This is a genomic window from Pseudomonas sp. MRSN 12121, assembly GCF_000931465.1.
Lineage (GTDB): Bacteria > Pseudomonadota > Gammaproteobacteria > Pseudomonadales > Pseudomonadaceae > Aquipseudomonas.
The window spans coordinates 1,618,162-1,643,924 of sequence record NZ_CP010892.1 but is presented as its reverse complement, the minus strand read 5'-3'; the positions used below and the strand labels follow the sequence as shown (position 1 = coordinate 1,643,924).

Genomic DNA, 25,763 nt, shown 5'->3' with positions numbered 1-25,763 from the left:
TGAGCGTCCAGTCGGGACGAACGACTGCGACAGCGGGGAGTCAATGCCTCTATACGGCTGGAGACTCACGCTCATGAAACGTCGCTACAGTTGGCCCTTGTGGACCCTCGCCGGGGTACTGGCGCTGCTGGTCGCCCTGCACATCGCCCTGCCCTACCTGGTGCGCGACTACCTCAACGACAAGCTGGCCGACATGGGCGACTACCGCGGCCGGATCAGCGATGTCGACCTGGCCCTGTGGCGCGGCGCCTACCGGATCAATGGCCTGGAGATCGTCAAGGTCGACGGCAAGGTGCCCGTCCCCTTCGTCGATGCGCCGCTGATCGATCTGTCGGTCAGCTGGCATTCCCTGTGGTACGACCACGCCGTGGTGGCCGAAGTGCAATTTGTCGGGCCGCAGGTCAACTTCGTCGACGGCGGCAACAAGCAGGCCTCGCAGACCGGCCAGGGCACCGACTGGCGCGCGCAATTGAGCAAGCTGTTGCCGATCACCCTCAACGAAGTACGGGTCAGCGACGGCCAGATCAGCTTTCGCAACTTCAACTCCAAGCCCCCGGTGAACATGACCGCCACCCAGGTCAACGCCAGTGCCTACAACCTGACCAACGTGGTCGACACCCAGGGCCGGCGCGATGCCCGCCTGGAAGGCAAGGCCCTGCTGCTGGGCCATGCGCCACTGGAAACCAGTGCCACCTTCGACCCGCTGAGCGACTTCCAGGATTTCGAGTTCCGCCTGCGGGCCCGGGATATCGAACTCAAGCGCCTGAACGATTTCGCCTCGGCCTACGGCAAGTTCGACTTCAACGCCGGCCACGGCGACCTGGTGATCGAGGCCGAGGCCAACAAGGGCCGGCTCACCGGCTATATCAAGCCGCTGCTGCGCGATGTCGACGTGTTCAATTGGCAGCAGGATGTCGAGAACAAGGACAAGGGGATATTCCGCTCGATCTGGGAAGCCCTGGTGGGCACCAGCGAAACCGTGCTGAAAAACCAGAACAAAAACCAGTTCGCCACCCGGGTCGAACTCGAAGGCAGCGTGCACCAGCGCGATATCAGCGCATTCCAGGCGTTTTTGCAGATTTTGCGCAACGGTTTCGTCCAGGCGTTTAATGCCCGCTATGAAAAGCCCAAGCCGTCCACTGACTGAGTCAGCATGTGACGCCCCATTCAGAGACTGAATGGGGCGTCTGCGTTCACAGTCAGCCGGGCGCCGCGTTATAGTCGGCCATCGTGTTTCTTATTCTTCCGACCTGCTTGCCGCATGTCGGCGCTACCGTTCGAGGAATTGCAGATGAAGTTCGAAGGCACCAGCGCATACGTCGCCACCGATGACCTGAAGCTGGCAGTCAACGCTGCCATCACCCTGGAGCGGCCGCTGCTGGTCAAGGGCGAACCCGGCACCGGCAAGACCATGCTCGCCGAGCAACTGGCCGAATCCTTCGGCGCCAAGCTGATCACCTGGCACATCAAGTCCACCACCAAGGCGCACCAGGGGCTGTACGAATACGACGCGGTGAGTCGCCTGCGCGATTCGCAGCTGGGCGTGGACAAGGTGCATGACATCCGCAACTACCTGAAGAAGGGCAAGCTGTGGGAGGCCTTCGAGTCCGAAGAGCGGGTGATCCTGCTGATCGACGAAATCGACAAGGCCGACATCGAGTTCCCCAACGACCTGCTGCAGGAACTCGACAAGATGGAGTTCTACGTCTACGAAATCGACGAGACCATCAAGGCCAAGCAGCGCCCGATCATCATCATTACCTCCAACAACGAAAAAGAACTGCCGGACGCCTTCCTGCGCCGCTGCTTCTTCCACTACATCGCCTTCCCCGACCGCAGCACCCTGCAGAAGATCGTCGATGTGCACTACCCGGACATCAAGAAGGACCTGGTCAGCGAGGCGCTGGATGTGTTCTTCGACGTGCGCAAGGTGCCGGGCCTGAAGAAGAAGCCCTCGACTTCCGAGCTGGTCGACTGGCTCAAGCTGCTGATGGCCGACAACATCGGCGAGGCGGTGCTGCGCGAGCGCGATCCGACCAAGGCCATCCCGCCGCTGGCCGGCGCCCTGGTGAAGAACGAGCAGGATGTGCAGTTGCTGGAACGCCTGGCGTTCATGAGCCGTCGCGGCACCCGTTAAGCGCTACCAAAAGATTATTGGAGAGCGATAACCATGCTGCTCAACCTGTTCAATGAAATGCGCGCGGCCAAGGTCCCGGTGTCGGTGCGCGAGCTGCTGGACCTGATCAACGCGCTCAAGCAGCGCGTGACCTTCGCCGACATGGACGAGTTCTATTACCTGTCCCGGGCGATCCTGGTGAAGGACGAGCGGCACTTCGACAAGTTCGACCGCGCGTTCGGCGCCTACTTCAACGGCCTGGAGAAACTCGACGACCACCTGCAGGCGCTGATCCCCGAGGACTGGCTGCGCAAGGAGTTCGAGCGCTCGCTGAGCGACGAGGAACGCGCGCAGATCCAGTCCCTGGGCGGGCTGGACAAGCTGATCGAAGAATTCAAGAAGCGCCTGGAAGAACAGAAGGAACGCCATGCCGGCGGCAACAAGTGGATCGGCACCGGCGGCACCAGCCCGTTCGGCTCCGGCGGCTTCAACCCGGAAGGCATCCGCGTCGGCGACGCCGGCAAGCGCCAGGGCAAGGCGGTCAAGGTCTGGGACCAGCGCGAGTACAAGAACCTCGACGACCAGGTGGAACTGGGCACGCGCAATATCAAGGTGGCCCTGCGCCGCCTGCGCAAGTTCGCCCGCCAGGGCGCGGCGGACGAGCTGGACATCGACGGCACCATCGACCACACCGCCCGCGACGCCGGTCTGCTGAACATCCAGATGCGCCCGGAACGGCGCAACAGCATCAAGCTGCTGTTGCTGTTCGATATCGGCGGTTCGATGGACGCCCACGTGAAGATCTGCGAGGAGCTGTTCTCCGCCTGCAAGACCGAGTTCAAGCACCTGGAGTACTTCTACTTCCACAACTTCATCTACGAATCGGTGTGGAAGAACAACCTGCGCCGCGGCTCGGAACGCACCTCGACCCAGGACCTGCTGCACAAGTACGGCGCCGACTACAAAGTGATCTTCGTCGGCGACGCCGCCATGGCGCCCTACGAAATCACCCAGGCCGGCGGCAGCGTCGAGCACTGGAACGAAGAAGCCGGTTATGTGTGGATGCAGCGCTTCATGGAAAAGTACAAGAAGCTCATCTGGATCAACCCCTACCCGAAAGACACCTGGGGCTACACCGCCTCGACCAACATCGTGCGCGAACTGGTCGAGGAACAGATGTACCCGCTGACCCTGCGCGGGCTGGAAGAAGGGATGCGGTTTCTCTCCAAATAATCGGCGCTGGCCGGTCCGACGCTATCGCGGGCAAGCCACGCTCCTACAGATTAGCGTCGTTTGAACGAACAACACCTGTAGGAGCGAGGCTTGCCCGCGATGCTTTTACGCCCTACACAAACCGCCGCAAAAACTCGATCTGCTGCCGATACGCCGTCTCCTGCACCACCGGCGCCAGGCGCACCTCGCTGCCGGGCAGGCATTGCGCCAGCCGGGCCAGGGCCAGCGGCGTCAGCGCCCCCAGGCGCGGATAGCCGCCGATGGTCTGCCGGTCGTTGAGCAGCACGATCGGCTGACCGTCCGGCGGCACCTGGATCGCCCCCAGGGGAATGCCCTCGGAGATCATCGGCGCCCCCTGATAACGCAATGGCGTCCCCAGCAAACGCATGCCCATGCGGTCGGCGCGGCTGTCCAGGGTCCAGGTGCTGTTGAAGGCATCGAACAGGCTCTGCCCGCTGAACTGGCCGATCTGCGCACCAAGAATCACCTCCAGCGGCGCCTGCGATCGCAGGTCCGGCAGTTGCTTGCCCGACAGCACCTTGAGGCCCACCCCGCCCCCCGAATACGTCAGGCGCCCGCCCTCGGCCAATGGCCGGCCGAATCCGTCGAGCCCGCCCAGTTCCTCGCGGACCACGCTGGCGCAACTGCCCAGCACCTTCGGCGCGTCGAAACCGCCGGGCGCCGCCAGATAGGCCCGGGCGCCCAGCAACGGCTGGGTAAAACGCAGCCGCTGGCCTTTCTGCAGGATAAAACTGCGCCCCGGGCTCAGCGGTCGCTCGTCGATACGGGCCCCCAGGTCGGCGCCCGCCAGCGCCAGCAGGCACAGCTCCTCGGCGACCAGGGTGAAACCGCCGAGGGTGATCTCGATCACCGGTGCGTCCAGGGCATTGTCCAGCAGCCAGTTGGCCCAGGACATCGACACCCAGTCCAGCGCGCCGCCCTGGGTCACGCCCAGATGGCGCACGCCAAAGCGGCCGGCGTCCTGCAGCAGGCACAGCGGGGTGCTGGCTTCGATGGTCAGGCGGCTCATGCCGGAACCTCCAATGGTGTGTCGTCGCCGCCCAGGCGGATGAACTCGGCGCGATCCACCGCGGCGAAACACACACTGTCGCCCGGCTGCATCAGGCTGTAGCCGTCGCGCTCGCGATCGAACAGGCGGCTCGGCGTGCGTCCGATCAGGTTCCAGCCCCCCGGCGACACCACCGGGTAAGCCGCGGTCTGCCGCTCGGCAATCCCCACGCTGCCCGCCGCCACACGCTTGCGCGGCGTATCCAGGCGCGGCGTGGCCAGCGCTTCGTCCACCAGCCCCATGAAGGCAAAACCCGGGGCGAAGCCCAGAGCGAACACCTGGTATTCGCGCTCGCTGTGACGGCGGATCACCTCGTTCACCGACAGGCCGCTGCGTTGCGCCAGCAGGCTCAACTCGGGGCCGACACTGAGGTCGTACCAGACCGGCAGCACATGGCGCTGGCCGCCGCTGCGCGAATCGGGGGTGAGGCCATGCAGGGCCGTATCGATCAGTTCCCGCGCCTGGGCCGGGCTCAGGACCTGCAAATCGTAATGCACCATCAGCGTGGTGTAGGACGGCACCAGATCGATCAATCGCGCGCCGAAGGCCGTCCGCAGGCGTTCGCTGGCGGCGAGCATCCACGGCATGTTGGCCTCGGCGATCGCGTCGAACAGCCGCACCATCAGGCAATCGATGGCCACCACCTCGACGCGCAGGTTCATGCTGGCAACTGCTGCAGGGCCGCGCGGATGCGCTGCACGGCGGCGACCGAGCTGGCGTTGTCGCCATGCACGCACAGGGTGTTGGCCTGCAGGTGCAAGGCGCTGCCGTCGCTGGCCGGCAGCGCATCGCCGCGAGCGATGGTCAGCGCCTGGGCGATGATCTGTTCCGGATCGTGATGCACCGCCCCCGGCAGTTGCCGCGACACCAGGTGCCCGGCGTTGTCGTAGGCACGGTCGGCGAAGGCCTCGAACCACAGGGTCACGCCATGTTCGTCGCCCAGGGCCTGGGCCGCACTGTTGTCGCGGGTCGCCATCAGCATCAGCGGCAGCGTCCGGTCATAGGCCGCCACGGCCTGGATCACCGCCCGCAGTTGCGCGGGGTTGGCCATCATGTCGTTGTACATGGCGCCATGGGGCTTGACGTAGCTGACCCGGCCGCCCTGGGCCCGGCAGATGCCGTCGAGGGCGCCGATCTGGTAGTGCAGCAGGTCCTGCAATTCCTGGGCGCCGTAAGCCATGGAGCGGCGGCCGAAACCGGCCAGGTCCTGGTAGGCCGGGTGCGCACCGATGCGCACGCCGTTGGCCAGGGCCAGGCTCACGGTCTTGCGCATGATGCTCGGGTCGCCGGCATGGAAACCGCAGGCGATGTTGGCGCAATCGATGAACGGCATCACCTCGGCATCCAGGCCCATGGTCCAGTTGCCAAAGCTTTCGCCGATGTCGCAATTCAATAACAGGCGGCTCACGGTCGGTGCTCCTGTAGGGGTGTAGTTCGGGCTGCGGGCATCGCGCAGGGAGGCCCACAGGTTATCAGTTAGCGCGCTTCGAGTTGCTTGCCGCGGGTTTCCGGCAGGCTCAGGGCGGCCAGGACCACGATCCCGTAGGACACCGCCGCGAAGGTGCCGATGGCCGCGCCCAGGGGAATGTGCTGGCTGAGCAGGCCGATCAGCAACGGGAAGAGCGCGGCCAGGGCGCGGCCGCTGTTGTAGCAGAAGCCCTGGCCCGAACCGCGGATCCGCGTGGGGAACAGCTCGGTGAGAAAGGCGCCCATGCCGCTGAAGATACCCGAGGCGAAGAACCCCAGGGGGAACCCCAGCCACAGCATCACCGCGTTGCTCACCGGCATCTGCGTGTACAGCAGGACGATGGTGAACGAGCCGGCGGCGAACAGGACGAAGTTCTTCTTGCGGCCCAGCAGATCGGTCAGGTAGGCGCTGACCACATAACCCACATAGGAGCCGAAGATCACCATGGCCAGGTAGCCGCCGGTGCTCAGCACGCTCAAGCCGCGTTCGGTCTTGAGAAAGGTCGGCAGCCAGAAGGTGATGGCGTAGTAGCCGCCCTGGGCACCGGCCGCCAGCAGCGAGGCGCGCAAGGTGGTGCTGAGGATGGCCGGGGCGAAAATCTCGTAGAAGCGCGGTGGATTCTCCGGCACTTCGCGGGCGCGGGTTTGCCGGTAGACCTCGGGGTCCTTGACCAGGCGCCGGACGAAAATCACGAAGATCGCCGGCAGGATGCCCAGCAGGAACAGCGCGCGCCAGGCATCTTCCGGAGGCAGCAGAGAATACATCAGCGCATAGAGCAGTGCCGTGATACCCCAGCCCAGGGCCCAGCCGGACTGCACCATGCCCACCGCCTTGCCGCGGTTTTCGGCGCGGATCACTTCGCCGATCAGCACCGCGCCGGCGGTCCATTCGCCACCGAAGCCGAAGCCCATCAGGGTCCGGGCGACCAGTAGTTGCTCGTAGTTCTGCGCCAGGCCACAGAGGAAGGTGAAGAAGGCGAACCAGAGCACGGTCAGTTGCAGGGTGCGCACCCGGCCGATGCGGTCGGAGAGGATGCCGGCGATCCAGCCGCCCAGGGCGGAGGCCAGCAAGGTGCTGGTGTGGATCAGCCCGGCCTCGGCGGAGCTGATGCCCCACAGGGCGATCAGGGTCGGGATGACGAAGCTGAGCATCTGCGTGTCCATGCCATCGAGGCCGTAGCCGGCCTTGCAGCTCCAGAATGTGCGGCGTTCCTGCTGGTTGATGTCGCGGTACCAGTCGAAGGGGCCGGCGCGGCCTTTGGCCTTGCCGGCGGCGAGCGAGTCGGGCGCACTCATGGCGAATCTCCACCGTTGTTATTGATATTGTTCCGGGCCCCGACGACGCTTATCGTGAGACGCAGCGATTCTTGGCGCCCTCCCCCTGCTGCGTCCAACGAATAAAAACCGCCTCCAGACATAAGAAAAGTTGATCGCATGAATCTCAAGTTCCTCGAAACCTTCGTCTGGGTCGCGCGCCTGAAAAGCTTTCGCCTGACCGCCGACAAGCTCTTCACCACCCAGGCCTCGATCTCCAGCCGCATCGCCGTGCTCGAGGGCGAGCTGGGGGTCAAGCTGTTCCTGCGCGATTCGCGCGGCGTGAGCCTGACCCCGGAAGGCCTCAAGGTGCTCGACTATGCCGAACAGATGCTGGACACCCTGCAAGCGCTCAAGCAGTCGATCGAGACCCGTTCGAGCAAGGTCGGGCGGATTCGCATCGGCGTCATGGACACGGTGATCCACACCTGGCTCAGCCCGCTGGTGGCGCGGATGATGGACTGCTATCCCCAGGTAGAAATCGAGCTGGTGGCCGATACCTCGCTGAACCTCTGCGAGCAATTGCAAAAGGGCTTTCTCGACCTGATCCTGCAGACCGACCTACTGCGCCAGGAATCCATCCGCAGCCTGGAAGTGGCCAGCCACCCGATGGGCTGGATAGTCGCCAGCCACTCGATCTACAACCGCGAGTACGCCAACCTGGCCGACCTGGCCCGGGAACGCATCATCACCTACTCGAAGAACTCCCTGCCGCACCAGGAAGTGTTGAGCCTGCTGCAAGCCAGCGGCGTCAGCGCGCCACGGCTCAACTGCGTGAACTCGGTGTCGGCCATCACCCGCCTGCTGCGCGACGGCTTCGGCATCGGCGCCCTGCCGCCGGTGCTGGTCAGCGAGGAACTGGCCCGCGGCGAACTGACCCTGCTGGCGATCGACCAGCGCCCGCCGAACCTGCAGGTGGTGGTGTCATGGCGAACGGGAGTGGACCTGGTGGAAGAAGTGGTGGTGCTGTGCCAGCAGGTGCTGGAGCAATACGCGCAGAAGGTCGGCGAGGACTACATCATCCTGGCCGGCTGATCTGTTCCTGTAGCCGCTGCCGAGCGCCAGCGAGGCTGCGATCGGGGCGCAGCCCCGCAAGGCTGGCGACGCGATGCAAAAGATATTCGGCGGCGTATGGTTTTGCGCCCGCTACGTCGGAGTGCCGCCCAGGTCGATCGCAGCCTCGCTGGCGCTCGACAGCGGCTACAAAGAGGTATCAAGCCGATGCAGTCACAACCCCTTCAAATCACGCTCTTCGATCGGCCGGCTCTGGCGCAGGCGCTTGCCGCCCAGCACCACCCAGTCGATCAGGCGGTACAGGCATTCCAGGCCGAACGACAGCAGCAAGGCACCGCTCATGGCCCAGATCATCGCTTGCGGGGTCAGCAGGATCTGGTAGCTGTAGCCGTTCCAGGTTTCCTGGCGGATCTCCGGGTCGGCGGCCAGTAGCACCTGCAGCAGGCGGATGTACCACGGCCCCTGCATCGCCTGGAACTGCTTGTCCAGGGCCAACTGGCGCCCCAGCAGGTTGCTCAGGCTGGCGGCGTCGCTGCGGAACACCGGATCGTCGCTGGCCCGGTAGTGCGCGACCAGCGCCTGCAGGTCGCCCTTGAAGAACTGGTTGGCCGTGCCCTGGAAGCCTTGCAGGCTGACCTGGGCCTCGATCAGATGGGCCTCGACCCGCTTGGTGTAGTCGCTGAGGAAACCCGGCACCTGGACCCCGACCAACAGGCCCGCCGCAAACAACACCAGCCGCAGATAACTGAGCAACATAGGGGATGTCCTTATTCGGTCTGGCCGTGCATGACGCATTCGCCGCGTCGCCACAGGCTCCATTGGCCCGGCTCGTAGCGAGTCCAGGTTTCGTTTTCGGTCAAAGGTTCGGTGGCGATCACGGTGACCACGTCGTTGGGCGTGGTTTCCGCCTGGAAGTCGACGATCACGTCGACGTCCTTCAAGCGAGCCGGGCCGAAAGGCGCGCGCCGGGTGATCTGCGCCAGCTTGGTCGAGCAATAGCAGAACAGCCAGTCGCCGTCACTGAGCAGGCAGTTGAACACACCCTTGCTGCGGTATTCGGCGCAGGCGGCGACCAGCGAGGGCAGCAGCGTCTCGACCTCCACCGGCTCCGGGAACGCCTCGCGCACCCGGTTGAGCAAGTCGCAGAACGCCGCTTCGCTGTCGGTATCGCCCACCGGACGATAGAAACTGGCGGCCGGCTGGAAGTCCGCCAATTGGCCGTTGTGGGCGAAACACCAGTTGCGCCCCCACAGCTCGCGCACGAACGGATGGGTATTGGACAGGCAGACCTTGCCGACATTGGCCTGGCGAATATGGCCGATGACCACCTCGCTCTTGATCGGATAACGCTGCACCAGGTTGGCCACTTCCGACTCGCTGCTCGCCGCCGGATCCTGGAACAGGCGCAGCCCCCGCCCCTCGTAGAAAGCGATGCCCCAGCCGTCGCGATGCGGGCCGGTGCGTCCGCCGCGCTGCATCAGCCCGGTAAAGCTGAACACGATATCGGTCGGTACATTGGCGCTCATGCCCAATAACTCACACATGCTCGGACTCTCGCTTCAATGCGGGTTACAGGCGCGGCTCGATCCGCGAACGCTGGGGGGTGGCGGGTACGGGCGGACGGCCATAGCGGTCGTCGCCGGCACCGCCGAAAGGCTCGTCGTCCGGCTCGGCGGCCCGGGCCGCGGCCTTGGCGGCTTCGCTGCGTTCCTTGCGGGCGCTGGCGGCGCGCTCGATCGGCCAGCGGATCAGCACCAGGACCAGGTACAGGCCAAAGGCGATCATGCCGTACATGAACAGGTCGGAAACCGCGCGCCAGGCGTTGTTGCCGACCTTGAACAGCATGTCCAGGGCGGTGATGGCCACGGCCGGGGCGTCCATGTTCTTCGCCGGGTCGACCACGGTCGGGCTGAACAGCAGCACAGCCACCAGCAGGCGCAGCGGCTCGCGCAGCCAGCGCCACATCCAGCGGGTCAGGCGCATCCACACCAGCAGGCAGCCCAAGGCGGCGAAGGCATACAGCCCCCAGGCGATCAGATAGTCGTTCTCGGTCATGGTGTCCATGGCAAGGCAGGCAAAGAGGCGCTTATGATAACGGCTTTTCGCATGTCAGGCTGCCCCGCCGTCTGCCACGTCCTTATTTGTCATCGTCCCGAGAGCCCTCCATGCCCGTAGCCGACCCCGTCATCGCCGCCCCCGTCGCCCGCAAGGCCGCAGGCCCGGATCCCTACGCCTGGCTCCAGGAGCGCGACACCGAGGCCGTGCTCGATTACCTGAAGGCCGAGAACCGCTACCAGGAAGCCGCCCTGGCCGACCAGGCGGCGCTGCGCGAAACCCTGTTCCAGGAAATCAAGGGGCGGATCCAGGAGACCGACCTGTCCCTGCCCTCGCCCTGGGGCCCCTACCTGTACTACACCCGCACCACCGCCGGCGACGAATATGCCCGCCACTACCGCTGCCCGCGCCCGGCCGACGACAGCCTCACCGTCGACGAAAGCCGCGAACAGCTGCTGCTGGACCCGAACGAGCTGGCCAATGGCGGGTTCTTCTCCCTCGGCGCCTTCAACATCAGCCCCGACCACCAGCGCCTGGCCTACAGCCTCGATACCACGGGCGAAGAGGTCTACACGCTGTTCGTCAAGGAACTGTCCAACGGCAAGGTCAGCGAGCTGGACTTCGCCGATTGCGACGGCAGCATGACCTGGGCCAACGACAGCCTGACCCTGTTCTTCGCCGAACTGGACGACACCCATCGCCCGCACAAGCTGTTCCGCTATCGCCTGGATGGCACCGCCGCCGAGGAAGTCTTCCATGAACCGGACGGGCGGTTTTTCCTGCATTGCTACCGCTCAAGCTCCGAGAAACAACTGCTGCTGTCCCTGAGCAGCAAGACCACCAGCGAGGTCTGGGTGCTCGACGCGGCGCAGCCGCAGCAAGCCTTCAGTTGCCTGGCGCCGCGGGTCGAGCACCATGAATACGACGTCGACCACGGCCTGCTCGATGGCCAGTGGACCTGGTTTATCCGCAGCAACCGCGACGGCATCAACTTCGCCCTCTACCAGGCGCCGGACCAGGGCCACGCGCCAGCCCAGGCCGACTGGCAGAACCTGATCCCCCACAGCGACAGCGTGATGCTCGAAGGCCTGAGCCTGAACAGCTCGGCCATGACCCTGAGCCTGCGCGAAGGCGGCCTGCCGATCGTCGAGGTGCACCCCGAAGGCCTGCCGGCCTATCGCGTGCAATTGCCGGATGCCGCCTACAGCCTGCATGTGCAGAACAGCCTGGAGTTCGTCAGCCCGCGCATCCGCCTGCGCTACGAGGCCCTGAACCGCCCGGCGCAGATCCGCCAGCTGGAACTGGCCGGCGGCGAACAGAAGGTCCTCAAGGAAACCCCGGTGCTGGGCGATTTCGATCCGGACGCCTACGTCAGCCAGCGCCTGTGGGCGACCGCGGCCGACGGCACCCGGGTGCCGATCAGCCTGGTGATCAAGCGCGAAGCCCTGGGCCGGCCGGCGCCGTTGTACCTGTATGGCTACGGCGCCTACGGCGAAAGCCTCGACCCATGGTTTTCCCATGCCCGGCTGAGCCTGCTGGAGCGCGGCGTGGCCTTCGCCATCGCCCACGTGCGCGGCGGCGGCGAGCTGGGCGAAGCCTGGTACCGCGCCGGCAAGCAGGAGCACAAGCAGAACACCTTCAGCGACTTCATCGCCTGCGCCGAACACCTGATCGCCGAGGGCCTGACCCGCGCCGAGCAACTGGCCATCAGCGGCGGCAGCGCCGGCGGCCTGCTGATCGGCGCGGTGCTCAACCAGCGCCCGGAACTGTTCAAGGCGGCGATCGCCGAAGTGCCGTTCGTCGACGTGCTCAACACCATGCTCGACCCCGACCTGCCGCTGACCGTCACCGAATACGACGAATGGGGCAACCCCGAAGAGCCGCAGGTGTATGAGCGGATCAAGGCCTATGCACCCTACGAGAATGTCGAGGCCAAGGCCTACCCCGCCACCCTGGTGATCGCCGGCTACAACGACAGCCGCGTGCAGTACTGGGAGGCGGCCAAATGGGTGGCCCGGTTGCGCGCCACCAAGACCGACGACAACCTGCTGCTGCTCAAGACCGAGCTGGGCGCCGGCCACGGCGGCATGAGCGGGCGTTACCAGGGATTGCGTGACGTAGCGCTCGAATACGCATTTGTTTTCAAGATCCTGGGCATCGCCTGAGGAACTCCCGCCGGCGCTCCTGTCTTAACACCAGAGCGCCGGTTCCCGGCCATACTGCACAGGCCCGGAACCGCAACAGACACAAGAAAAAGACCGTGACGACATGCCCGAACCTACCTTGTTGAACAACGAAATCCGCGACTGGCTGATGGACTGCGGACTGTTCGATCAACTCCTGCCGGCCGACTTCAATGCCGCCGCCGGCTATTTCAGTATCAGCAGCATTGCCCAGGGCCAGGAGATCTTCCGCGAGGGCGATGCCGGCAGTTTCATGTGCATCATCCATTCCGGCCAGGTGGCGGTGCAGAAGACCAACAGCGAAGGCGTGCGCGTGACCATCGCCACCCTGCGCAGCGGACGCGCCTTCGGCGAAATGGCGGTGCTCGACGGCGAGCGGCGCTCGGCCAGTTGCGTGGCCGCCAGCGATTGCCGGCTGCTCAACCTGGGCAAGGACTCGCTGGAAAAGATGCTCAACGACGCGCCGAAGATCGCCGCCAAGATCATTCGCGCCCTCGCCGTCTCGCTCTCCAAACGCCTGCGCATGGCCGACGGGCAACTGCTGTCGCAGCAGGTCTAGCCGCCCGGCGTCCGGGGTTTCGTCTCGTTCTGCTCCAGCGTCGGCAGCGGCTGATCCTTCGGCGGCTTGGGCATGTCGATCGGCGGCAGCAGCGGCGCGCCGCCATGGGCGCCGGCCTTGGGCGTGCTGGGCGGCGTGACCTGCGGATAGGGGGTTGGCGTTGCCGTGCCGGGCGAGCCGGTGACAGGGGCCGGCGTCACGGGCACGGCCTGCTGTTCCTCGGCGTGCACGGCCGTCATCGCCAACGTCGCACCCAGCAAGAGCGCGGCCCGGGCAATGACCGTTAGAATAGTGCGCTTCATCAATGGCTCCATCGCTATTGTCAGCCCTCAGGCTACTCCCAACCGCGCCGGTTTGCCTTCCTCATCGAGAACCTCATGAAACGTTTCGTGCTGCTGGACACCACCCCGATCCCCGAAAATGGCGGTGCCTTGTGCCTGTTCGAATATGGCGAGGATTTTGTCATCAAGATCCAGGGCGGCGACGGCGGCCAACTGATGAACACCCGCATGCACGGCTCCGAGGATGCGCTGGCCGAAATCCCCTGCCGCAAGGTTGCCGGCCGGGCCAACTCGCGGGTGCTGATCGGCGGCCTGGGCATGGGTTTCACCCTCGCCTCGGCCCTCAGGCATCTGGGCAAGGGTGCCGAAGTGGTGGTCGCCGAGCTGGTGCCGGGCGTCGTGGAGTGGAACCGTGGGCCGCTGGGGGAAAAAGCCGGCCGGCCGTTGCTCGACCCGCGCACGGTGATCCGCCTGGAGGACGTGGCCAAGGTGCTGCAAGCCGAACCCCAGGGCTTCGACGCGATCATGCTCGATGTCGACAACGGGCCCGAAGGCCTGACTCGCAAGACCAACAGCTGGCTCTACTCCGCCGCCGGGCTGGCCGCCTGCGCCCGGGCCCTGCGGCCCAAGGGCGTGCTGGCGGTGTGGTCGGCCAGCGCCGACAAACAGTATTCCGACAAGCTGCGCAAGGCCGGTTTCAAGGCCGAGGAAGTACAGGTCTTCGCCCATGGCAACAAGGGCACTCGCCACACCATCTGGATTGCCGAGAAGCTCAAGGCCTGAGCTAAACTGGACACATTCCCGTCATTAGTCTTTGCATAAAAGGTGAACCCATGAGTTCGACCAACACATCCAAACTGGACCGCATCCTCGCCGACGCCCAGCGCGACCGCGAGATGGGCTACCGCGACAAGGCCCTGAAGATGTACCCGCACGTCTGCGGGCGCTGCGCCCGCGAATTCTCCGGCAAGCGCCTGAGCGAACTGACCGTGCATCACCGCGACCACAACCACGACAACAACCCGCAGGACGGCTCCAACTGGGAGCTGCTGTGCCTGTATTGCCACGACAACGAACACTCGCGCTACACCGACCAGCAGTACTTCGGCGACGGCTCGCTGAGCACCCCGAAGGTCGCCAAGGCGACCCACAACCCCTTCGCCGCCCTGGCAGGATTGATGAAGAAAGACCAGGAGTAACCTTCCCTCTTTTCGGTCCGAAAGGACCGGCCTCTCGCGGGCAAGCCTCGCTCCTACAAGGAGCGAGGCTTTCAGCGGATCCAACCGCCAGCCGTCAATCCCCGTATAATCGCGATTTTTTTCGAAGGCACCCCGCTCGTGGCAAACAAACGCTATAGCTGCATCGGCTTGTACAACCCCAAGTCGCCGGAGAACGTCGGTTCGGTGATGCGCGCCGCCGGCTGCTATGGCGTCGCCTCGGTGTTCTACACCGGCAAGCGCTACGAGCGGGCCCGCGACTTCGTCACCGACACCAAGAAGGTCCACCAGGACATCCCCTTGATCGGCATCGACGACCTGAAAAAGATCCTGCCCCTGGGCTGCGTGCCCGTGGCGGTGGAGCTGGTGGAAGGCGCCCGCTCGCTGCCGGAGTACACCCACCCGGACCGCGCGCTGTACATCTTCGGCCCGGAAGACGGCTCCCTGGACAAGGACATCCGCGACTGGTGCGAAGACGTGGTGTACATCCCGACCACCGGCTGCATGAACCTCGCCGCCACCGTCAACGTGGTGCTCTACGACCGCCTGGCCAAGGGCAACAACACCCGCTCCGGCCCCAAGTTCTAAAAACCCGCCCGACATTCGATGGAACAAGCGCCGCGCCCGCGCAGTCAGCTTTATATCCATTCCTCCCGGAGACCGATCATGAGCGACAGCAAACAGGTAGAACTCATCGAAAGCACCCCGTTCCAGAGCCAGCCGTCGCAGAACGTGCAGGGTTGGGAACGCATCGGCTCGCTGGCCGGCGGCGTGGTCATGGTCGGCAAGGGGCTGCGCCGTGGCGGTGTGTTCGGCCTGATCCAGGTGGCCATCGGCGGCGTCGCCCTGGCCCGCGGCATCACCGGCCACAGCTCGGCGAAAAGCCTGCTGGAGAAAAGCCGCCAGGATATGAACAACGTGCGGGCGAAGATCGAACGCGCCGGGGCCGAGCTGAAGAACCTCAAGGCCAATGCCGAGGCAGCGACCCGCACCGCCACCGTGACCGGCGACGATTCGTTGAAATCGCCCAGGGCCGGGGTCTGATACGGCGCGAGCGTGCTCGCGCTGAGCGCATCCGCTAACGCAACAGATCGCTGTCGAGCACCTTCGACGAGCCGCCCAGCACGCCTTCGCTGAGTTTCACGAAGGCGTCGGTGTCGACGCTCGGCAGGCGCATCAGCTCCCGCGTCACATCGTCCAGCGAGCGCTTGTTGCGCGTCTTCAGGCGGATTTCGCGGTCCAGTTCCTGCAACAGCAGCACCGCCCTGGCCACCACCGGCGCCCCCACCTGGTCGCCGCGCAGGCTGCTGACGTCATGCCCGCTCTTGCTCAAGCGCGCCTGCAGCGCCTGATAACGTTCATCGCTGATGCCACCGGCGCGCCGCAGCAGCTCGATGGCGTAGTACTCCGCCAGGCCCTCGCCGATCCAGTCACTGCGCTGGCTGTCGTCGATCCTCGCGAACACCTGGATCACTTCGCGCAGCAACGGGCTGCTGCCGCTTTCGCTGATCAGCGGCAGGCGGCTGTGCAGGTACAGCGAGCCGTGCCCGGCCAGGCTGCCGCGCCACATCGGGTCGGCCGCGCCGACGATCAGCAGCTTGTTCGGATGGCGGGGAAAGGTGGCCTGGATCTGCGGCCAGACGAAGGTCAGCAGCGTCAGTACGTCCATGCGGCGCATGCCCTGCCCTTGCGGCGAGGCGACTGTGACTTCGGTCTCTCCCAGCCGGGTACGCCGGCTGCCCAGGGCACCGGCCAGCATCCAGCCGGTGGGCCGGTCGAACAGGCGCTCGGGGTTATCGATGCGGAAGCGGTTCTTGCCGATGCGCGGCCAGGCGGTCTCCACGCTTTTCCAGCCGGCGGGCAATTCGAACTCCAGGCGCGACACCAGCTCGACGCCGTCCTGCTGGTCGAGCCGCGCCGCCGGCACCAGCACGTCACCGCGCAGCAGGGCCCAATGTGCGGTCATGCGGCTGTCGAAGCTGTCTTTCTTCAGGCTGTGGCTGATCCGCACCCGGTAGCTCAGGCTGGCCTTGCCGCTGGCCGGGCGCCACACGCCGCGTTGCGCCGCAGCAGGCTTGGCGGTGCCGACCTGCCATTGGCCATCGGCCTTGAAATCGCTGTAGTCGCCCGGCTTGCCGAGGTTGAAATCCAGGCTGCGCACCGCCGCGCCATCGGCCAGGGTCAGGCGCACCTCCGCCTGGTCGCTCTGCGGCAACAGGCGCACGTGGTAATCCAGATCGACCTTGTTCGCCGCCCCTGCCGGCGCACCGAGCGCCAGCAACCAGCCGGCCAGCACCAGCCTTGCCCCCACAGCCATACACACTCCTTCGTGAATCACAGCGTGAACGCGCCCGGCTTCAGCCGGCGCGGAAAATCAGATGATCTTCCCAGTCCTCTTCGTCCACGCTGCCTTCGGCGAGCATGCGCCCGGACTGGGAAATACGCTCGTGGTGCACCGCATCGCGGTCACCGCACACCAGGTGGTGCCAGAGCGGCAGGTCCTTGCCCTCGCTGACCAGGCGATAACCGCAGGTCGGCGGCAGCCACTTGAATTCGTCGGCCTTGCCCGGGGTGAGCTGGATGCAATCCGGCACCGAGGCACGACGATTGGCATAGTCGCTGCACTGGCAGGTTTTCAGGTCCAGCAGTTTGCAGGCGATGCGGGTGTAGTAGACGCTGTTGTCTTCTTCATCCTCGAGCTTCTGCAGGCAGCACAGGCCACAACCATCGCACAGCGACTCCCACTCCTCCTGGTCGAGTTGGTCGAGGGTCTTGCGGATCCAGAAGGGTTCAACTTTGGCGGCCATGGTTCGGGTAATCGGTATCGGACAGGGAAAAGGCCGCCAGTCTAGTGCCCCGGGCCCCGCGGGCCAAGCGCCGGCGACTGTCGGTAACGCACTACTTGTCAGGCCGCGGGCCGCGCAGTAGCTTTGCCTGTCGGACAGACCCACGTCCGTGTGCCATTAACGCCCGACCGCGTCGCACCCGGTGAACCGCCAAGGGTCAGGAAAACCCCATCGCCCAGCTCAACTGCGCCCGCCGGTTTATCCACATTTCATTCTCAAACGTAGCCAGGAATCTCTTCATGAGCGCCAATCCCCGCGTTGCCGAGTACGCCATTCACCCACAGTTCACCGATCGCTGGTCGCCACGCGCCTTCACCGGCGAAACGATTCCCGAGGAAACCCTGCTGAGCTTCTTCGAAGCCGCGCGCTGGGCGCCGTCGGCCTACAACTCGCAGCCGTGGCGCTTCCTTTATGCCCGTCGCGACACGCCGAACTGGGAACGCTTCCTCGGCCTGCTCAACGAGTTCAACCGCGGCTGGGCGCAACATGCCTCGGCACTGGTGATCGTGATCTCGAAAACCACCTTCACCGCGCCGGGCGCCAGCGAGGAAACCCCGGCCCTGTGGCACACCTTCGACACCGGTTCGGCCTGGGGCCACCTGGCCCTGCAAGCCAGCATCAGCGGCTGGCACACCCACGGCATGGCCGGGTTCGACCAGGAACTGACCCGCAAGGAGCTGAAAATTCCAGAAGGTTATGCCCTGCATGCCGCCGTGGCGATCGGCAAGCTGGGAGACAAGGCCAGCCTGGCCGAGTACCTGCAGGCCCGCGAAGTGCCAAGCCCGCGCCGCCCGCTGAGCGAAACCGCGGCCGAAGGCGACTTCAGCCTGTAAGCCCGATGCAATCCCTGTAGGAGCGTCGACCGGCTGCTCCTACAGTTTCCTTGACTGACGGGCATCAGGCTGTCAGCCCCTTCTATATCCCGCCTCAGTACCCCCGCGCGAAATCCACTTCGCCGCGCAAGGCGCTGTTGGCCTGGTAGGCCCGCAGGTTGTCGATGAACAGCTGCGCCATCAGGGTCGGCGAGGTCGGCGCCGAGCTGTGGCCGGTCAGCAACAGGCCCCAGGCGGTCCAGAATGGATGGCGCTGCGGCAGCGGTTCCTGGCGGCAGACATCGATCACCGCGCCCGCCAGGTGCCCTTCTTTCAAGGCGTCCACCAGATCCGCATCGACCACGGCCACGCCGCGCCCGGCATTGATGAACAGGCCGGTCGGCTTGAAGCGCTTGAACAGCGCCGCGTCGTACAGGTCATGGGTATGCGGGGTGTTGGGCAGCAGGTTGACCACATAGTCCACCTCGCCGACCAGCCGGCCCAGGTCCGCCAGGCCCGCCACTTCGATAAACGGCGCCTGCTCCCGGGCCTCGCTGGCGATGCCGTACAACTCGACGCCGAACGGCAGCAGGAACTGCGCCACGCTCTGGCCGATATCGCCGGCGCCGACGATCAGCACCTTGCGCCCGGCCAGGCTCTGGCCGGTGCGGTTGTCCCACTTGCGCTCGACCTGGCTGACCAGGCGTGCCAGGACTTCGCGCTCATGGCCGAGCATGTAGGTGAGCACGTACTCGGCCATCACCTGGCCGAAGATGCCCACGGCACGGGTCAGGCGGTAATGGCGCGGCAGGCCGTCGGCGAGCAGCGGCGTGATACCGGCCCAGGTCGATTGCAGCCACTGCGGCTGGTGGCCCTGGCGCAACAGGGTGGCCAGCAGGTCCGGCTGGCCGAGCCAGACCGGACAATCCGCGGCCAGCTTCGCGAGTTCGGCGGAGTCGCCGCTGGTCAACACTTCCAGGTCAGGTGCCAGCTGACGCAACAAACGGGCGTAAATAGCGTGATCGTGTTCGGCAATCAGAACGCGCATGGTTCAACCTTACAAAACGGTACAGGCGGCCGCCGACGGAGTATCGCTCCATCGATCGCGGCAGCCGCCGGATATAGTCAGTTCCATTTCAACGATGCCCCGGACAGGGCCTCTACAGGGATCCGTCAGACCGGATCATTGCGGCGCAGCAGCTCTTCGGGCAAGTGCTCGATGTACTCGTCCTCGGCCGGCGGCATCTGCAGGTGGTAACCCTGCTTGTCGAGGTTCTCCAGCACCTTGTGAATGTCCTCGCGTGACAGCTTGCGCTCCGGGGTCAGCACCAGGTCGAAGGCGTGCTGCGGCTTGCCGAAGGCCAGCAGCAGGTTTTCCGGCACGCGCTCCAGGGCTTCGCTCTTGAGCACGTAGAGGTACATCTCGTTCTTGCGCGGGCTTTTATAGATGGAGCAGATACGTTTCATGGCTGTTCTCCGGCGGTGGCCAAGCTGTCGAGCAGCGCCTGGCCCATCAATTCGCGGCGCCAGCCACGCAGCGAATCGGGCAATTGGTAAGGTCCGTTGGGGAAACCGCTCTTGAGCAGGCTTTCCAGGGTTTTCTTGCGCAGCATCAGTTCCGGGGCGATGCCCAGGCGCTCGGCTTCAGCCTGGCCCACGGCGCGCAGGCGCTTGAGCAGGGGCGAGGCTTCCATCGGCAGCGGCTCGGGGACGGCCGGCGGCCACTGGTCGGGAGCGACGCTGGCGGCACGCTTGATCAGATCCAGCAGGAACTCGCCGTCCTGGCGCACGGTGCGCGGGTGCATGTCTTCGATTTTCGCCAGGGCGCCGAGGCTGTCCGGCTGGCTCTTGGCCAGGGGCCACAGCGAATGCTCGCGCACGATGCGGTTGCGCGGCAGGTCCCGCGCCCGCGCCTCGCGCTCGCGCCAGGCGCAGAGCTCGCGCAGCACCGCCAGTTGCGCGCGGGACAGTTTCCACGCCAGCTTGGCCTCGCGGTAGACCTCGTAGGGGTCGGTTTCGCGACGCAGGTTGGCCACCAGTTCGGCACCGTCTTCCAGCACCCAGGCGTACTTGTCCGCGGACAGTTTCGGGCGCAGGCGGGTGTAGACCTCGGCCAGGTGCACGGCGTCTTCGGCGGCGTAGCTGACCTGGGTTTCCGACAACGGACGCTGCAACCAGTCGGAACGGGTCTCGCCCTTGGGCAACTCGATGCCCAGCACTTCCTGGACCAGCCGCGAATAGCCCATGGAGAAACCCAGGTTCAGGTAGGCGGCCGCCAGTTGCGTGTCGAACAGCGGCGCCGGCAGGCTGCCGGTCAGGCGCAACAGGACTTCGAGGTCCTCGCTGCAGGCGTGCACCACCTTGACCACCGCGCTGTTCTCCAGCAGCGCCTTCAGCGGCTGCCAGTCGTCGATGGTCAAGGGGTCGATGAGGTAAGCACGCTGGCCATCGCCCACCTGCAACAGGCCGGCGATCGGATAGAAGGTGTCGACCCGCATGAATTCGGTGTCGAGGGCGACGAATGGCAACTGCTGCCACTCGGTGCAGAATTGACCGAGGCTATCGTTGTCGCGAATCCAGTGAATATCGATGGCCACACGGCTCTCCCTTGAAGAATGGCGCGCAGTATATATCGCCCTCGGCGATTTCCGCGCATCCACTCGACAAGAGCCTGCACAAATCGGCTGAGGGCCACAAGAATAGTCCGAAGCGTCGGCTAGCCCTGTTTGCTCAGCACGTAAACCCGCCAGGCGGCGCAGCCGGGAATGAAATCCTGATGGCCGAGCACGTCGAACCCGGCGTCCTTGAACTCCGCCTCGACCCGCGCCCTGCTGACCACCCCTGTCGGCACGCGCTGCAATTGCAGGCTGCTGGCCCCCTCCAGCCGGTCGTACAAGGCCTTGCCACGACTGTCGAGGCGTACCGCCAGGATCACCGAGTCGCGACTGACCCGGTGAAACTCGCGCAGCAGGGCCTGGCGTGCCTCGCTGCTGGTCACGTGGGGGAACAGTTGCAGGCAGACGATGCAGTCCACGGCGTTGGCCGACAGGCCGATGCTGAACGAGGAACTCTGGAAGGTCCTGACCCGCTTGAGCAGGCTGGCCGGGTGGTGAGTCTGGGCATGGTTGAGCATGTCCTGGGACGGGTCTGCCGCCAGGATCACCCGGTTGCCGTGCTCGCCCAGCACCGGCCAGAAACGCCCGGCGCCACAGGCCACATCCAGGATCAGGCCCGGCTCGCCCGCCACTTTCAGCGCACGACGCACCAGCGTCTCGTCGCGCCACAGCGCCAGGCGCCGCGCCAATCCCAGCGGGCGCTCGTCGCCGCAGACGCGAGCGTGCGCCTGGTCGTAGCGCCTGACGAACTCAAGCTCGATGGGGGACGGTGGATGCACGGACATGGACTCGCTGACTCTTGTGGTCGTGGGCTGGGAACAGGCTACCGCCCGCCGCGTGAAAAAAAGGTCGAACGCCGATCAAGGCTTCATTGCCGCGCCAGCACGCCGTCCACCACGCTGCCGCGGCAGCCGGCGAACAGGTCCAGGCCCCGGTCGTAGACCTGGCTGTCGACTTCCAGCAGCCCCAGCATCGAATGGAACAGGTTGTCCTGGCTCAACGGCTTTTCCCGGCTCTGCTGCAGGCAATGGGTGTCCACCGCGAACGCCTTCTGGTAGCTGTCCGAGAACCAGGCCAGCATCGCCACATGCTTTTGTTGCGACGGCGCGAGCATGTACGGCGTGCCGTGCAGGAACAGGTTGTATTCGCCCAGGGACTCGCCGTGGTCCGACAGATAGAGCATCGCGGTGTCGACCTTGTCCTGATTGCTGCGCAGCAGGTCGATCAAGGTCGCGAGCACGTGGTCGGTGTACACCAGGGTGTTGTCATAACCGTTGACGATGCTCTCGCGGCTGCAATTGTTCAGCGCATTGCTCTGGCACACCGGGGTGAAGCGCTCGTACTCCTTGGGGTAGCGCTTGAAGTATTCCGGCCCGTGGCTGCCCATCTGGTGCAGCACCAGCACGGTGTCCTTGTCCAGGGTATCGATGAAGTGCTGCAGGCCCTGGAGCAGAATCTCGTCGCGGCATTCGCTGTTGGCACACAGCGCCGGGTCCTTGAGGTTGCTGACGTCATCGAGAGTCACCCGGTCGCAGGTGCCCTTGCAGCCGGACTGGTTGTCCCGCCAGATCACCTCGAGCCCGGCGCGCTTGAGCACGTCCAGCAGCCCTTCTTCGTTCTTGGCCTTGCTGGCGTCGTAGTTCTTGCGCCCCATGTTGGAGAACATGCAGGGCACCGACACCGCGGTCTCGGTGCCGCAGGACGTCACGTCGGTGAAGGCGATCAGGCCGTTTTCCTGGCTCAGTTGCGGTGTGGTGTTGCGCTCATAGCCCAGGATGCCGAAGTTCTCGGCCCGGGCGCTCTCGCCCACCACCAGGACGGTCAGCGACTTGCGGGTATGCGCCTGCCAGGTCGGGTTGCGCTGGGCGTCTTCGCCGATCTTGACGAAGGGCTGGCGCGCCGAGACGACCTGCTCGCGCAGGTAACCGATGGACGCACCCACGTAGTTGCTGGGCACTATCATCAAGCGCAGTTCGTGGTGATTGCGAAACAGCGAAGCCAGGCCCTGGTAGTTGGCCAGGGCCACCCCGCCGATGGCGGCCGCGCACCCGACTGAAACCAGCAGCTTGCTGAGCAACTCGCGATGCCAGCGGCGGTAATTGATCGGGGTTTTCCACAGCAGCCAGGAAGGCAATACACCGAGCAGCAAAATATAACCCAGCAACTTGAGGGACAGCAGGTCGCGCACTTCCGTGGCATTGGTCTCGGCAAAGTTGCGAAACATGCCGGCGTCGATCAGCACCCCGTACTGATTCATGAAGTACGCCACCCCGGCGCTGATCAGGAACAACAGGATCAGCACCGGCTTGAGCACGCGACGGAACGCCAGCCAGGTCAGGATGAGGTTGAAGGCGCCGAAGATCATCACCCCGAACGCCACGCGCATGGCGATGCCGCGACTGTCCGAGGCGGTGATGCCGAACAGGTGCTGCCACAGCACGAAGTTGCAGCCGAGCAATAAAAAGGCGCAGGCAATCAGCGTCACCCATTCGGGACGCAGGGGCTTGATATTGAACATGACGATCAGCTTGTTCCTGGAAAGAAGTGCGTCGTCGGAAGCGGCTTGTTGAACCACTTCCCACGACAGCCCGAACCTTAGGTAGCCGGCCATCAACGTTTCGTGAAAAAGAAGCCAACAAATAGTTGGCATGGCCCTTTGCCAAAACTTTCCGATCGCCGCGCCGGGGCAGCGATCCGCCTTGCCCTGCCCGCAGGCGCCACCAATAATGAAGCGCCCTCGCCTCCCCCCTCGTCATCAAGGATCGACCGCATGAAAGCACGCCTTCTTCTCTGCTCGCTGCTGAGCCTCGGCGCCCCGGCGTTCGCCGCCCAGGATGTCTCGCGCCTGGACCAGGTCATCGAGCGCAAGCAACTGAACGTCTGCACCACCGGCGACTACAAGCCCTATACCTACCTGCGCGCGGACGGCGCCTACGAAGGCATCGATATCGCGATGGCGCAGTCCCTGGCGCAAAGCCTGGGGGCCGAGGTGAAGTGGGTGAAGACCACCTGGAAAACCCTGATGCCGGACTTCCTCGCCCACTGCGACATTGCCGTGGGCGGGGTCTCGGTGTCGCTGGAACGGCAGAAGAAAGCCTTCTTCAGCGACACCCTGGGCGTCGACGGGAAAATCCCCCTGGTGCGCTGCGCGGACAAGCAGCGCTACCAGACCGTGGAGCAGATCAACCAGCCTTCGGTGCGCCTGATCGAGCCGCCGGGAGGCACCAACGAAGTGTTCGCCCGGGCGCACCTGCCCAAGGCCAACCTGACCCTGTTCGCCGACAACGTGACCATCTTCGAGCAACTGCTGGAGAACAAGGCCGACGTAATGATCACCGACGCCTCCGAGGCCCGCTTCCAGCAGAAGCTCAAGCCCGGGCTCTGCGCGGTGAACCCCGAGCAGTACCTGCAATACAGTGAAAAAGCCTTCCTGCTGCCGCGCGGCGACGTGGCCTGGAAAAGCTACGTCGACCAGTGGCTGCACCTGAGCAAGGCCACCGGCTTCTACAACGGCGTGGTCGATCAATGGCTGGCGGCGCCCACGCCTTGAACCCGGCAGCGCAGCCTGTCCAGGGTGGTATTTAGTTTTTAAATACTGCCGCGCACTTTCTGATTTGCCGGCCCTGCGCCGGCATCGCCTAATCAGCGCCCGGATTCTTCAAGGCCTGCTCATGGACAACCTGCGCGCAACACCCCGCCCTGCTTTCTGGCTGATGCTCAGCGTGATCCTGGTGGCCCTGAACCTGCGGCCCTCGATGGCCGCCGTCGGCCCCTTGCTGGCCGGCATCCGCGGCGATATCGCCCTGAGCTTCAGCGGCGCCGCGCTGCTGACCATGCTGCCGGTCATGGCCATGGGGCTGGCGATGTTCCTCGGCATGCGCATCGGCCACTCCCTGGGCGAGCACCGCAGCGTGGTGGTCTCGCTGCTGGTCATTGGCCTGGCGACCCTGTCGCGCCTGTTCGTCGATTCGGCAGCCGGGCTGATCCTCAGCGCCATCTTCGCCGGCCTCGGCATCGCCCTGATCCAGGCCCTGATGCCTGCGCTGCTCAAGTCGCGCTTTGCCGGCAATGTCGCGCTGTTCATGGGCCTGTACGTCACCTCGATCATGGGGGGCGCGGCGGTCGCGGCGTCCTTCGCCCCGCTGGTCGCCGCCGACACCGGCAGCTGGCGGCTGGGCCTGGCGATCTGGGCCGCCCTGGCGGTACTGGCCCTGCTGTTCTGGTACGAACAACGGGCGGCCATGCCCCGGCTGCCAGGCAGCGTCGAGCGGCGTGAATCCTTCGCCGGCAACCGCCGCGCCTGGCTGCTGGCGATGTTCTTCGGCCTGGGTACGGCGTCCTATACCTGCGTCCTGGCGTGGCTGGCGCCCTACTACGTCGAGCTGGGCTGGAGTGAACAGGAAGCCGGCCTGCTGCTGGGTTTTCTCACGGCCATGGAGGTGGTCTCGGGGCTGGCGACACCGGCGATCGCCAACCGCAGCCAGGACCGCCGCCGGGTGCTGGTGGTCCTCCTGCTGCTGATCATCGCCGGCTTCTGCGGGCTGATCCTCTGCCCACGCCACCTGAGCCTGCTCTGGCCCTGCCTGCTGGGCCTGGGGATCGGCGGGTTGTTCCCGATGAGCCTGATCGTGTCCCTCGACCACCTGGACAACCCGCGCCGCGCCGGTGGCCTGACGGCCTTCGTGCAGGGCATCGGTTACCTGGTCGCCAGCCTGTCGCCCTTGCTCGCGGGCGTGATCCGCGACCGCCTGGGCAGCTTCGAGTGGGCCTGGTGGACACTCGCCGCGGTCATGGCGCTGATGATTCTGATGGCCTTGCGCTTCGATCCGCGGCACTATCCGCGCCATTTTCAATGACCCCGTGGGCGGGGTTGATCGCCCACCCCGCTCTTCGCCGCTCTTTGCCGCTCTTCGCCACCACGCGCAGCGGATCGCCCGCGCGATCTCCCGGCCCCTTGCGCTGCCAGCGCCTGATCCGCAACC

At 65.2% G+C, this 25,763-nt stretch carries 28 protein-coding genes; 13 read left to right on the top strand and 15 right to left on the bottom strand.

The genetic code is table 11. The features are described 5' to 3' along the window. Positions 1–73: 73 nt before the first annotated feature. The 3 genes from TO66_RS07500 to TO66_RS07490 all read left to right on the top strand — a co-directional run bounded on the left by TO66_RS07500 (position 74) and on the right by TO66_RS07490 (position 3,349). Positions 74–1,147 (top strand): DUF748 domain-containing protein, encoded by a 1,074-nt coding sequence (locus TO66_RS07500; RefSeq protein WP_044461739.1) that lies wholly within the window; start codon positions 74–76, stop codon positions 1,145–1,147. A gap of 144 nt (positions 1,148–1,291) precedes the next feature. Next, positions 1,292–2,137, top strand: coding sequence for a MoxR family ATPase (locus tag TO66_RS07495; protein WP_044461738.1), 846 nt, complete (start codon positions 1,292–1,294; stop codon positions 2,135–2,137). Between the two features lie 33 nt (positions 2,138–2,170). Then, positions 2,171–3,349, top strand: coding sequence for a VWA domain-containing protein (locus tag TO66_RS07490; RefSeq protein ID WP_044461737.1), 1,179 nt, complete (start codon positions 2,171–2,173; stop codon positions 3,347–3,349). Positions 3,350–3,461: 112 nt separating this feature from the next. Here TO66_RS07490 and TO66_RS07485 read toward each other — a convergent pair whose 3' ends face one another. From TO66_RS07485 to TO66_RS07470, 4 genes are all read right to left on the bottom strand, one after another. Then, positions 3,462–4,379: a biotin-dependent carboxyltransferase family protein gene (locus TO66_RS07485; RefSeq protein ID WP_044461736.1), complete on the bottom strand. Its 918-nt coding sequence runs from the start codon at positions 4,377–4,379 to the stop codon at positions 3,462–3,464. Beyond that, positions 4,376–5,080 (bottom strand): allophanate hydrolase subunit 1, encoded by a 705-nt coding sequence (locus TO66_RS07480; protein WP_044461735.1) that lies wholly within the window; start codon positions 5,078–5,080, stop codon positions 4,376–4,378. Before TO66_RS07480 ends, TO66_RS07485 begins: the two co-directional genes overlap by 4 nt. Beyond that, entirely contained in the window at positions 5,077–5,826 is a 750-nt protein-coding gene (locus TO66_RS07475) for a 5-oxoprolinase subunit PxpA (protein WP_044461734.1), read from the bottom strand. The genes TO66_RS07480 and TO66_RS07475 overlap by 4 nt, the downstream gene beginning before the upstream one ends. 68 nt (positions 5,827–5,894) lie before the next feature. Next, a complete protein-coding gene (locus TO66_RS07470) occupies positions 5,895–7,181 on the bottom strand; it encodes an MFS transporter (RefSeq protein WP_044461733.1) in 1,287 nt (428 codons plus the stop codon). 138 nt (positions 7,182–7,319) lie between these two features. Between TO66_RS07470 and TO66_RS07465 the strand changes: the two genes are divergently transcribed. Next, positions 7,320–8,234 carry a LysR family transcriptional regulator gene (locus TO66_RS07465; RefSeq protein ID WP_044461732.1) on the top strand — a complete coding sequence of 305 codons (915 nt, stop codon included), beginning with the start codon at positions 7,320–7,322 and terminating at the stop codon, positions 8,232–8,234. A gap of 192 nt (positions 8,235–8,426) precedes the next feature. On the opposite strand, the gene TO66_RS07460 is transcribed toward TO66_RS07465, so the two are convergent. Genes TO66_RS07460 through TO66_RS07450 form a run of 3 tightly spaced genes read right to left on the bottom strand, consistent with a single transcriptional unit; the run spans position 8,427 to position 10,277 of the window. Continuing rightward, on the bottom strand, positions 8,427–8,969 hold the full coding sequence (locus TO66_RS07460; protein WP_044461731.1) for a DUF2937 family protein: 543 nt from the start codon (positions 8,967–8,969) through the stop codon (positions 8,427–8,429). Between the two features lie 11 nt (positions 8,970–8,980). Then, positions 8,981–9,757: a class II glutamine amidotransferase gene (locus TO66_RS07455; protein WP_044461730.1), complete on the bottom strand. Its 777-nt coding sequence runs from the start codon at positions 9,755–9,757 to the stop codon at positions 8,981–8,983. 25 nt (positions 9,758–9,782) lie between these two features. Beyond that, positions 9,783–10,277, bottom strand: coding sequence for a hypothetical protein (locus tag TO66_RS07450; RefSeq protein WP_044461729.1), 495 nt, complete (start codon positions 10,275–10,277; stop codon positions 9,783–9,785). Between the two features lie 101 nt (positions 10,278–10,378). On the opposite strand from TO66_RS07450, the gene TO66_RS07445 reads away from it, so the two are divergent. Beyond that, positions 10,379–12,433 (top strand): S9 family peptidase, encoded by a 2,055-nt coding sequence (locus tag TO66_RS07445; protein WP_044461728.1) that lies wholly within the window; start codon positions 10,379–10,381, stop codon positions 12,431–12,433. A gap of 103 nt (positions 12,434–12,536) precedes the next feature. Further along, on the top strand, positions 12,537–13,010 hold the full coding sequence (locus TO66_RS07440) for a cyclic nucleotide-binding domain-containing protein (protein ID WP_009042620.1): 474 nt from the start codon (positions 12,537–12,539) through the stop codon (positions 13,008–13,010). On the opposite strand, the gene TO66_RS07435 is transcribed toward TO66_RS07440, so the two are convergent. Then, complete coding sequence (locus TO66_RS07435; RefSeq protein WP_044461727.1) at positions 13,007–13,312, bottom strand: hypothetical protein; 306 nt, start codon at positions 13,310–13,312, stop codon at positions 13,007–13,009. The two genes, TO66_RS07440 and TO66_RS07435, sit on opposite strands and share 4 nt — an antisense overlap. Before the next feature lie 75 nt (positions 13,313–13,387). On the opposite strand from TO66_RS07435, the gene TO66_RS07430 reads away from it, so the two are divergent. The 4 genes from TO66_RS07430 (at position 13,388) to TO66_RS07415 (ending at position 15,552) form a co-directional block, all read left to right on the top strand. Continuing rightward, a complete protein-coding gene (locus TO66_RS07430) occupies positions 13,388–14,074 on the top strand; it encodes a hypothetical protein (protein ID WP_044461726.1) in 687 nt (228 codons plus the stop codon). A gap of 50 nt (positions 14,075–14,124) precedes the next feature. Then, positions 14,125–14,490: a YajD family HNH nuclease gene (locus tag TO66_RS07425; RefSeq protein WP_044461725.1), complete on the top strand. Its 366-nt coding sequence runs from the start codon at positions 14,125–14,127 to the stop codon at positions 14,488–14,490. Positions 14,491–14,628: 138 nt separating this feature from the next. Further along, the gene (locus TO66_RS07420; protein ID WP_007926908.1) at positions 14,629–15,096 is read left to right on the top strand and encodes an RNA methyltransferase; all 468 of its coding nucleotides are present in this window, start codon (positions 14,629–14,631) and stop codon (positions 15,094–15,096) included. 78 nt (positions 15,097–15,174) lie between these two features. After that, on the top strand, positions 15,175–15,552 hold the full coding sequence (locus TO66_RS07415) for a DUF2892 domain-containing protein (protein WP_044461724.1): 378 nt from the start codon (positions 15,175–15,177) through the stop codon (positions 15,550–15,552). Positions 15,553–15,586: 34 nt separating this feature from the next. Here the strand turns inward: TO66_RS07415 and TO66_RS07410 are convergent, their stop codons facing one another. Further along, positions 15,587–16,825 carry a hypothetical protein gene (locus TO66_RS07410; protein ID WP_044461723.1) on the bottom strand — a complete coding sequence of 413 codons (1,239 nt, stop codon included), beginning with the start codon at positions 16,823–16,825 and terminating at the stop codon, positions 15,587–15,589. 40 nt (positions 16,826–16,865) lie between these two features. Beyond that, positions 16,866–17,315: a YcgN family cysteine cluster protein gene (locus tag TO66_RS07405; RefSeq protein ID WP_044461722.1), complete on the bottom strand. Its 450-nt coding sequence runs from the start codon at positions 17,313–17,315 to the stop codon at positions 16,866–16,868. 278 nt (positions 17,316–17,593) lie between these two features. Here TO66_RS07405 and TO66_RS07400 point away from each other — a divergent pair, with 278 nt between their 5' ends. Continuing rightward, a complete protein-coding gene (locus TO66_RS07400; protein WP_044461721.1) occupies positions 17,594–18,187 on the top strand; it encodes a nitroreductase family protein in 594 nt (197 codons plus the stop codon). Positions 18,188–18,281: 94 nt separating this feature from the next. Here TO66_RS07400 and TO66_RS07395 read toward each other — a convergent pair whose 3' ends face one another. The 5 genes from TO66_RS07395 to TO66_RS07375 all read right to left on the bottom strand — a co-directional run bounded on the left by TO66_RS07395 (position 18,282) and on the right by TO66_RS07375 (position 23,299). Then, positions 18,282–19,214: a D-2-hydroxyacid dehydrogenase gene (locus TO66_RS07395; RefSeq protein WP_044461720.1), complete on the bottom strand. Its 933-nt coding sequence runs from the start codon at positions 19,212–19,214 to the stop codon at positions 18,282–18,284. Positions 19,215–19,339: 125 nt separating this feature from the next. Then, positions 19,340–19,633, bottom strand: a complete 294-nt coding sequence (locus TO66_RS07390; RefSeq protein ID WP_044461719.1) for a YcgL domain-containing protein — start codon at positions 19,631–19,633, stop codon at positions 19,340–19,342. Further along, complete coding sequence (gene rnd / locus TO66_RS07385; protein ID WP_044461718.1) at positions 19,630–20,763, bottom strand: ribonuclease D; 1,134 nt, start codon at positions 20,761–20,763, stop codon at positions 19,630–19,632. Before rnd ends, TO66_RS07390 begins: the two co-directional genes overlap by 4 nt. A 119-nt stretch (positions 20,764–20,882) precedes the next feature. After that, positions 20,883–21,566, bottom strand: coding sequence for a class I SAM-dependent methyltransferase (locus TO66_RS07380; protein ID WP_044461717.1), 684 nt, complete (start codon positions 21,564–21,566; stop codon positions 20,883–20,885). Between the two features lie 83 nt (positions 21,567–21,649). Continuing rightward, positions 21,650–23,299 carry a phosphoethanolamine transferase gene (locus TO66_RS07375; RefSeq protein WP_044461716.1) on the bottom strand — a complete coding sequence of 550 codons (1,650 nt, stop codon included), beginning with the start codon at positions 23,297–23,299 and terminating at the stop codon, positions 21,650–21,652. 252 nt (positions 23,300–23,551) lie between these two features. Here TO66_RS07375 and TO66_RS07370 point away from each other — a divergent pair, with 252 nt between their 5' ends. Further along, positions 23,552–24,331: a transporter substrate-binding domain-containing protein gene (locus TO66_RS07370; protein ID WP_044461715.1), complete on the top strand. Its 780-nt coding sequence runs from the start codon at positions 23,552–23,554 to the stop codon at positions 24,329–24,331. Positions 24,332–24,452: 121 nt separating this feature from the next. Continuing rightward, positions 24,453–25,637, top strand: coding sequence for a cyanate transporter (locus TO66_RS07365; protein ID WP_044461714.1), 1,185 nt, complete (start codon positions 24,453–24,455; stop codon positions 25,635–25,637). Positions 25,638–25,763: the final 126 nt, after the last annotated feature.

Bases quoted from the DNA above. Each gene is read 5' to 3' on its own strand.
- TO66_RS07495 (WP_044461738.1), top strand. From the start codon at position 1,292: ATGAAGTTCGAAGGCACCAGCGCATACGTCGCCACCGATGACCTGAAG.
- TO66_RS07470 (WP_044461733.1), bottom strand. From the start codon at position 7,181: ATGAGTGCGCCCGACTCGCTCGCCGCCGGCAAGGCCAAAGGCCGCGCC.
- TO66_RS07390 (WP_044461719.1), bottom strand. From the start codon at position 19,633: ATGAAACGTATCTGCTCCATCTATAAAAGCCCGCGCAAGAACGAGATG.
- TO66_RS07485 (WP_044461736.1), bottom strand. From the start codon at position 4,379: ATGAGCCGCCTGACCATCGAAGCCAGCACCCCGCTGTGCCTGCTGCAG.
- TO66_RS07425 (WP_044461725.1), top strand. From the start codon at position 14,125: ATGAGTTCGACCAACACATCCAAACTGGACCGCATCCTCGCCGACGCC.
- TO66_RS07365 (WP_044461714.1), top strand. From the start codon at position 24,453: ATGGACAACCTGCGCGCAACACCCCGCCCTGCTTTCTGGCTGATGCTC.
- TO66_RS07395 (WP_044461720.1), bottom strand. From the start codon at position 19,214: ATGCGCGTTCTGATTGCCGAACACGATCACGCTATTTACGCCCGTTTG.
- TO66_RS07445 (WP_044461728.1), top strand. From the start codon at position 10,379: ATGCCCGTAGCCGACCCCGTCATCGCCGCCCCCGTCGCCCGCAAGGCC.
- TO66_RS07400 (WP_044461721.1), top strand. From the start codon at position 17,594: ATGAGCGCCAATCCCCGCGTTGCCGAGTACGCCATTCACCCACAGTTC.
- TO66_RS07450 (WP_044461729.1), bottom strand. From the start codon at position 10,277: ATGGACACCATGACCGAGAACGACTATCTGATCGCCTGGGGGCTGTAT.
- TO66_RS07455 (WP_044461730.1), bottom strand. From the start codon at position 9,757: ATGTGTGAGTTATTGGGCATGAGCGCCAATGTACCGACCGATATCGTG.
- TO66_RS07440 (WP_009042620.1), top strand. From the start codon at position 12,537: ATGCCCGAACCTACCTTGTTGAACAACGAAATCCGCGACTGGCTGATG.
- TO66_RS07370 (WP_044461715.1), top strand. From the start codon at position 23,552: ATGAAAGCACGCCTTCTTCTCTGCTCGCTGCTGAGCCTCGGCGCCCCG.
- TO66_RS07415 (WP_044461724.1), top strand. From the start codon at position 15,175: ATGAGCGACAGCAAACAGGTAGAACTCATCGAAAGCACCCCGTTCCAG.
- TO66_RS07375 (WP_044461716.1), bottom strand. From the start codon at position 23,299: ATGTTCAATATCAAGCCCCTGCGTCCCGAATGGGTGACGCTGATTGCC.
- TO66_RS07410 (WP_044461723.1), bottom strand. From the start codon at position 16,825: ATGGCTGTGGGGGCAAGGCTGGTGCTGGCCGGCTGGTTGCTGGCGCTC.
- TO66_RS07465 (WP_044461732.1), top strand. From the start codon at position 7,320: ATGAATCTCAAGTTCCTCGAAACCTTCGTCTGGGTCGCGCGCCTGAAA.
- TO66_RS07405 (WP_044461722.1), bottom strand. From the start codon at position 17,315: ATGGCCGCCAAAGTTGAACCCTTCTGGATCCGCAAGACCCTCGACCAA.
- TO66_RS07380 (WP_044461717.1), bottom strand. From the start codon at position 21,566: ATGTCCGTGCATCCACCGTCCCCCATCGAGCTTGAGTTCGTCAGGCGC.
- TO66_RS07480 (WP_044461735.1), bottom strand. From the start codon at position 5,080: ATGAACCTGCGCGTCGAGGTGGTGGCCATCGATTGCCTGATGGTGCGG.
- TO66_RS07500 (WP_044461739.1), top strand. From the start codon at position 74: ATGAAACGTCGCTACAGTTGGCCCTTGTGGACCCTCGCCGGGGTACTG.
- TO66_RS07490 (WP_044461737.1), top strand. From the start codon at position 2,171: ATGCTGCTCAACCTGTTCAATGAAATGCGCGCGGCCAAGGTCCCGGTG.
- TO66_RS07435 (WP_044461727.1), bottom strand. From the start codon at position 13,312: ATGAAGCGCACTATTCTAACGGTCATTGCCCGGGCCGCGCTCTTGCTG.
- TO66_RS07460 (WP_044461731.1), bottom strand. From the start codon at position 8,969: ATGTTGCTCAGTTATCTGCGGCTGGTGTTGTTTGCGGCGGGCCTGTTG.
- TO66_RS07430 (WP_044461726.1), top strand. From the start codon at position 13,388: ATGAAACGTTTCGTGCTGCTGGACACCACCCCGATCCCCGAAAATGGC.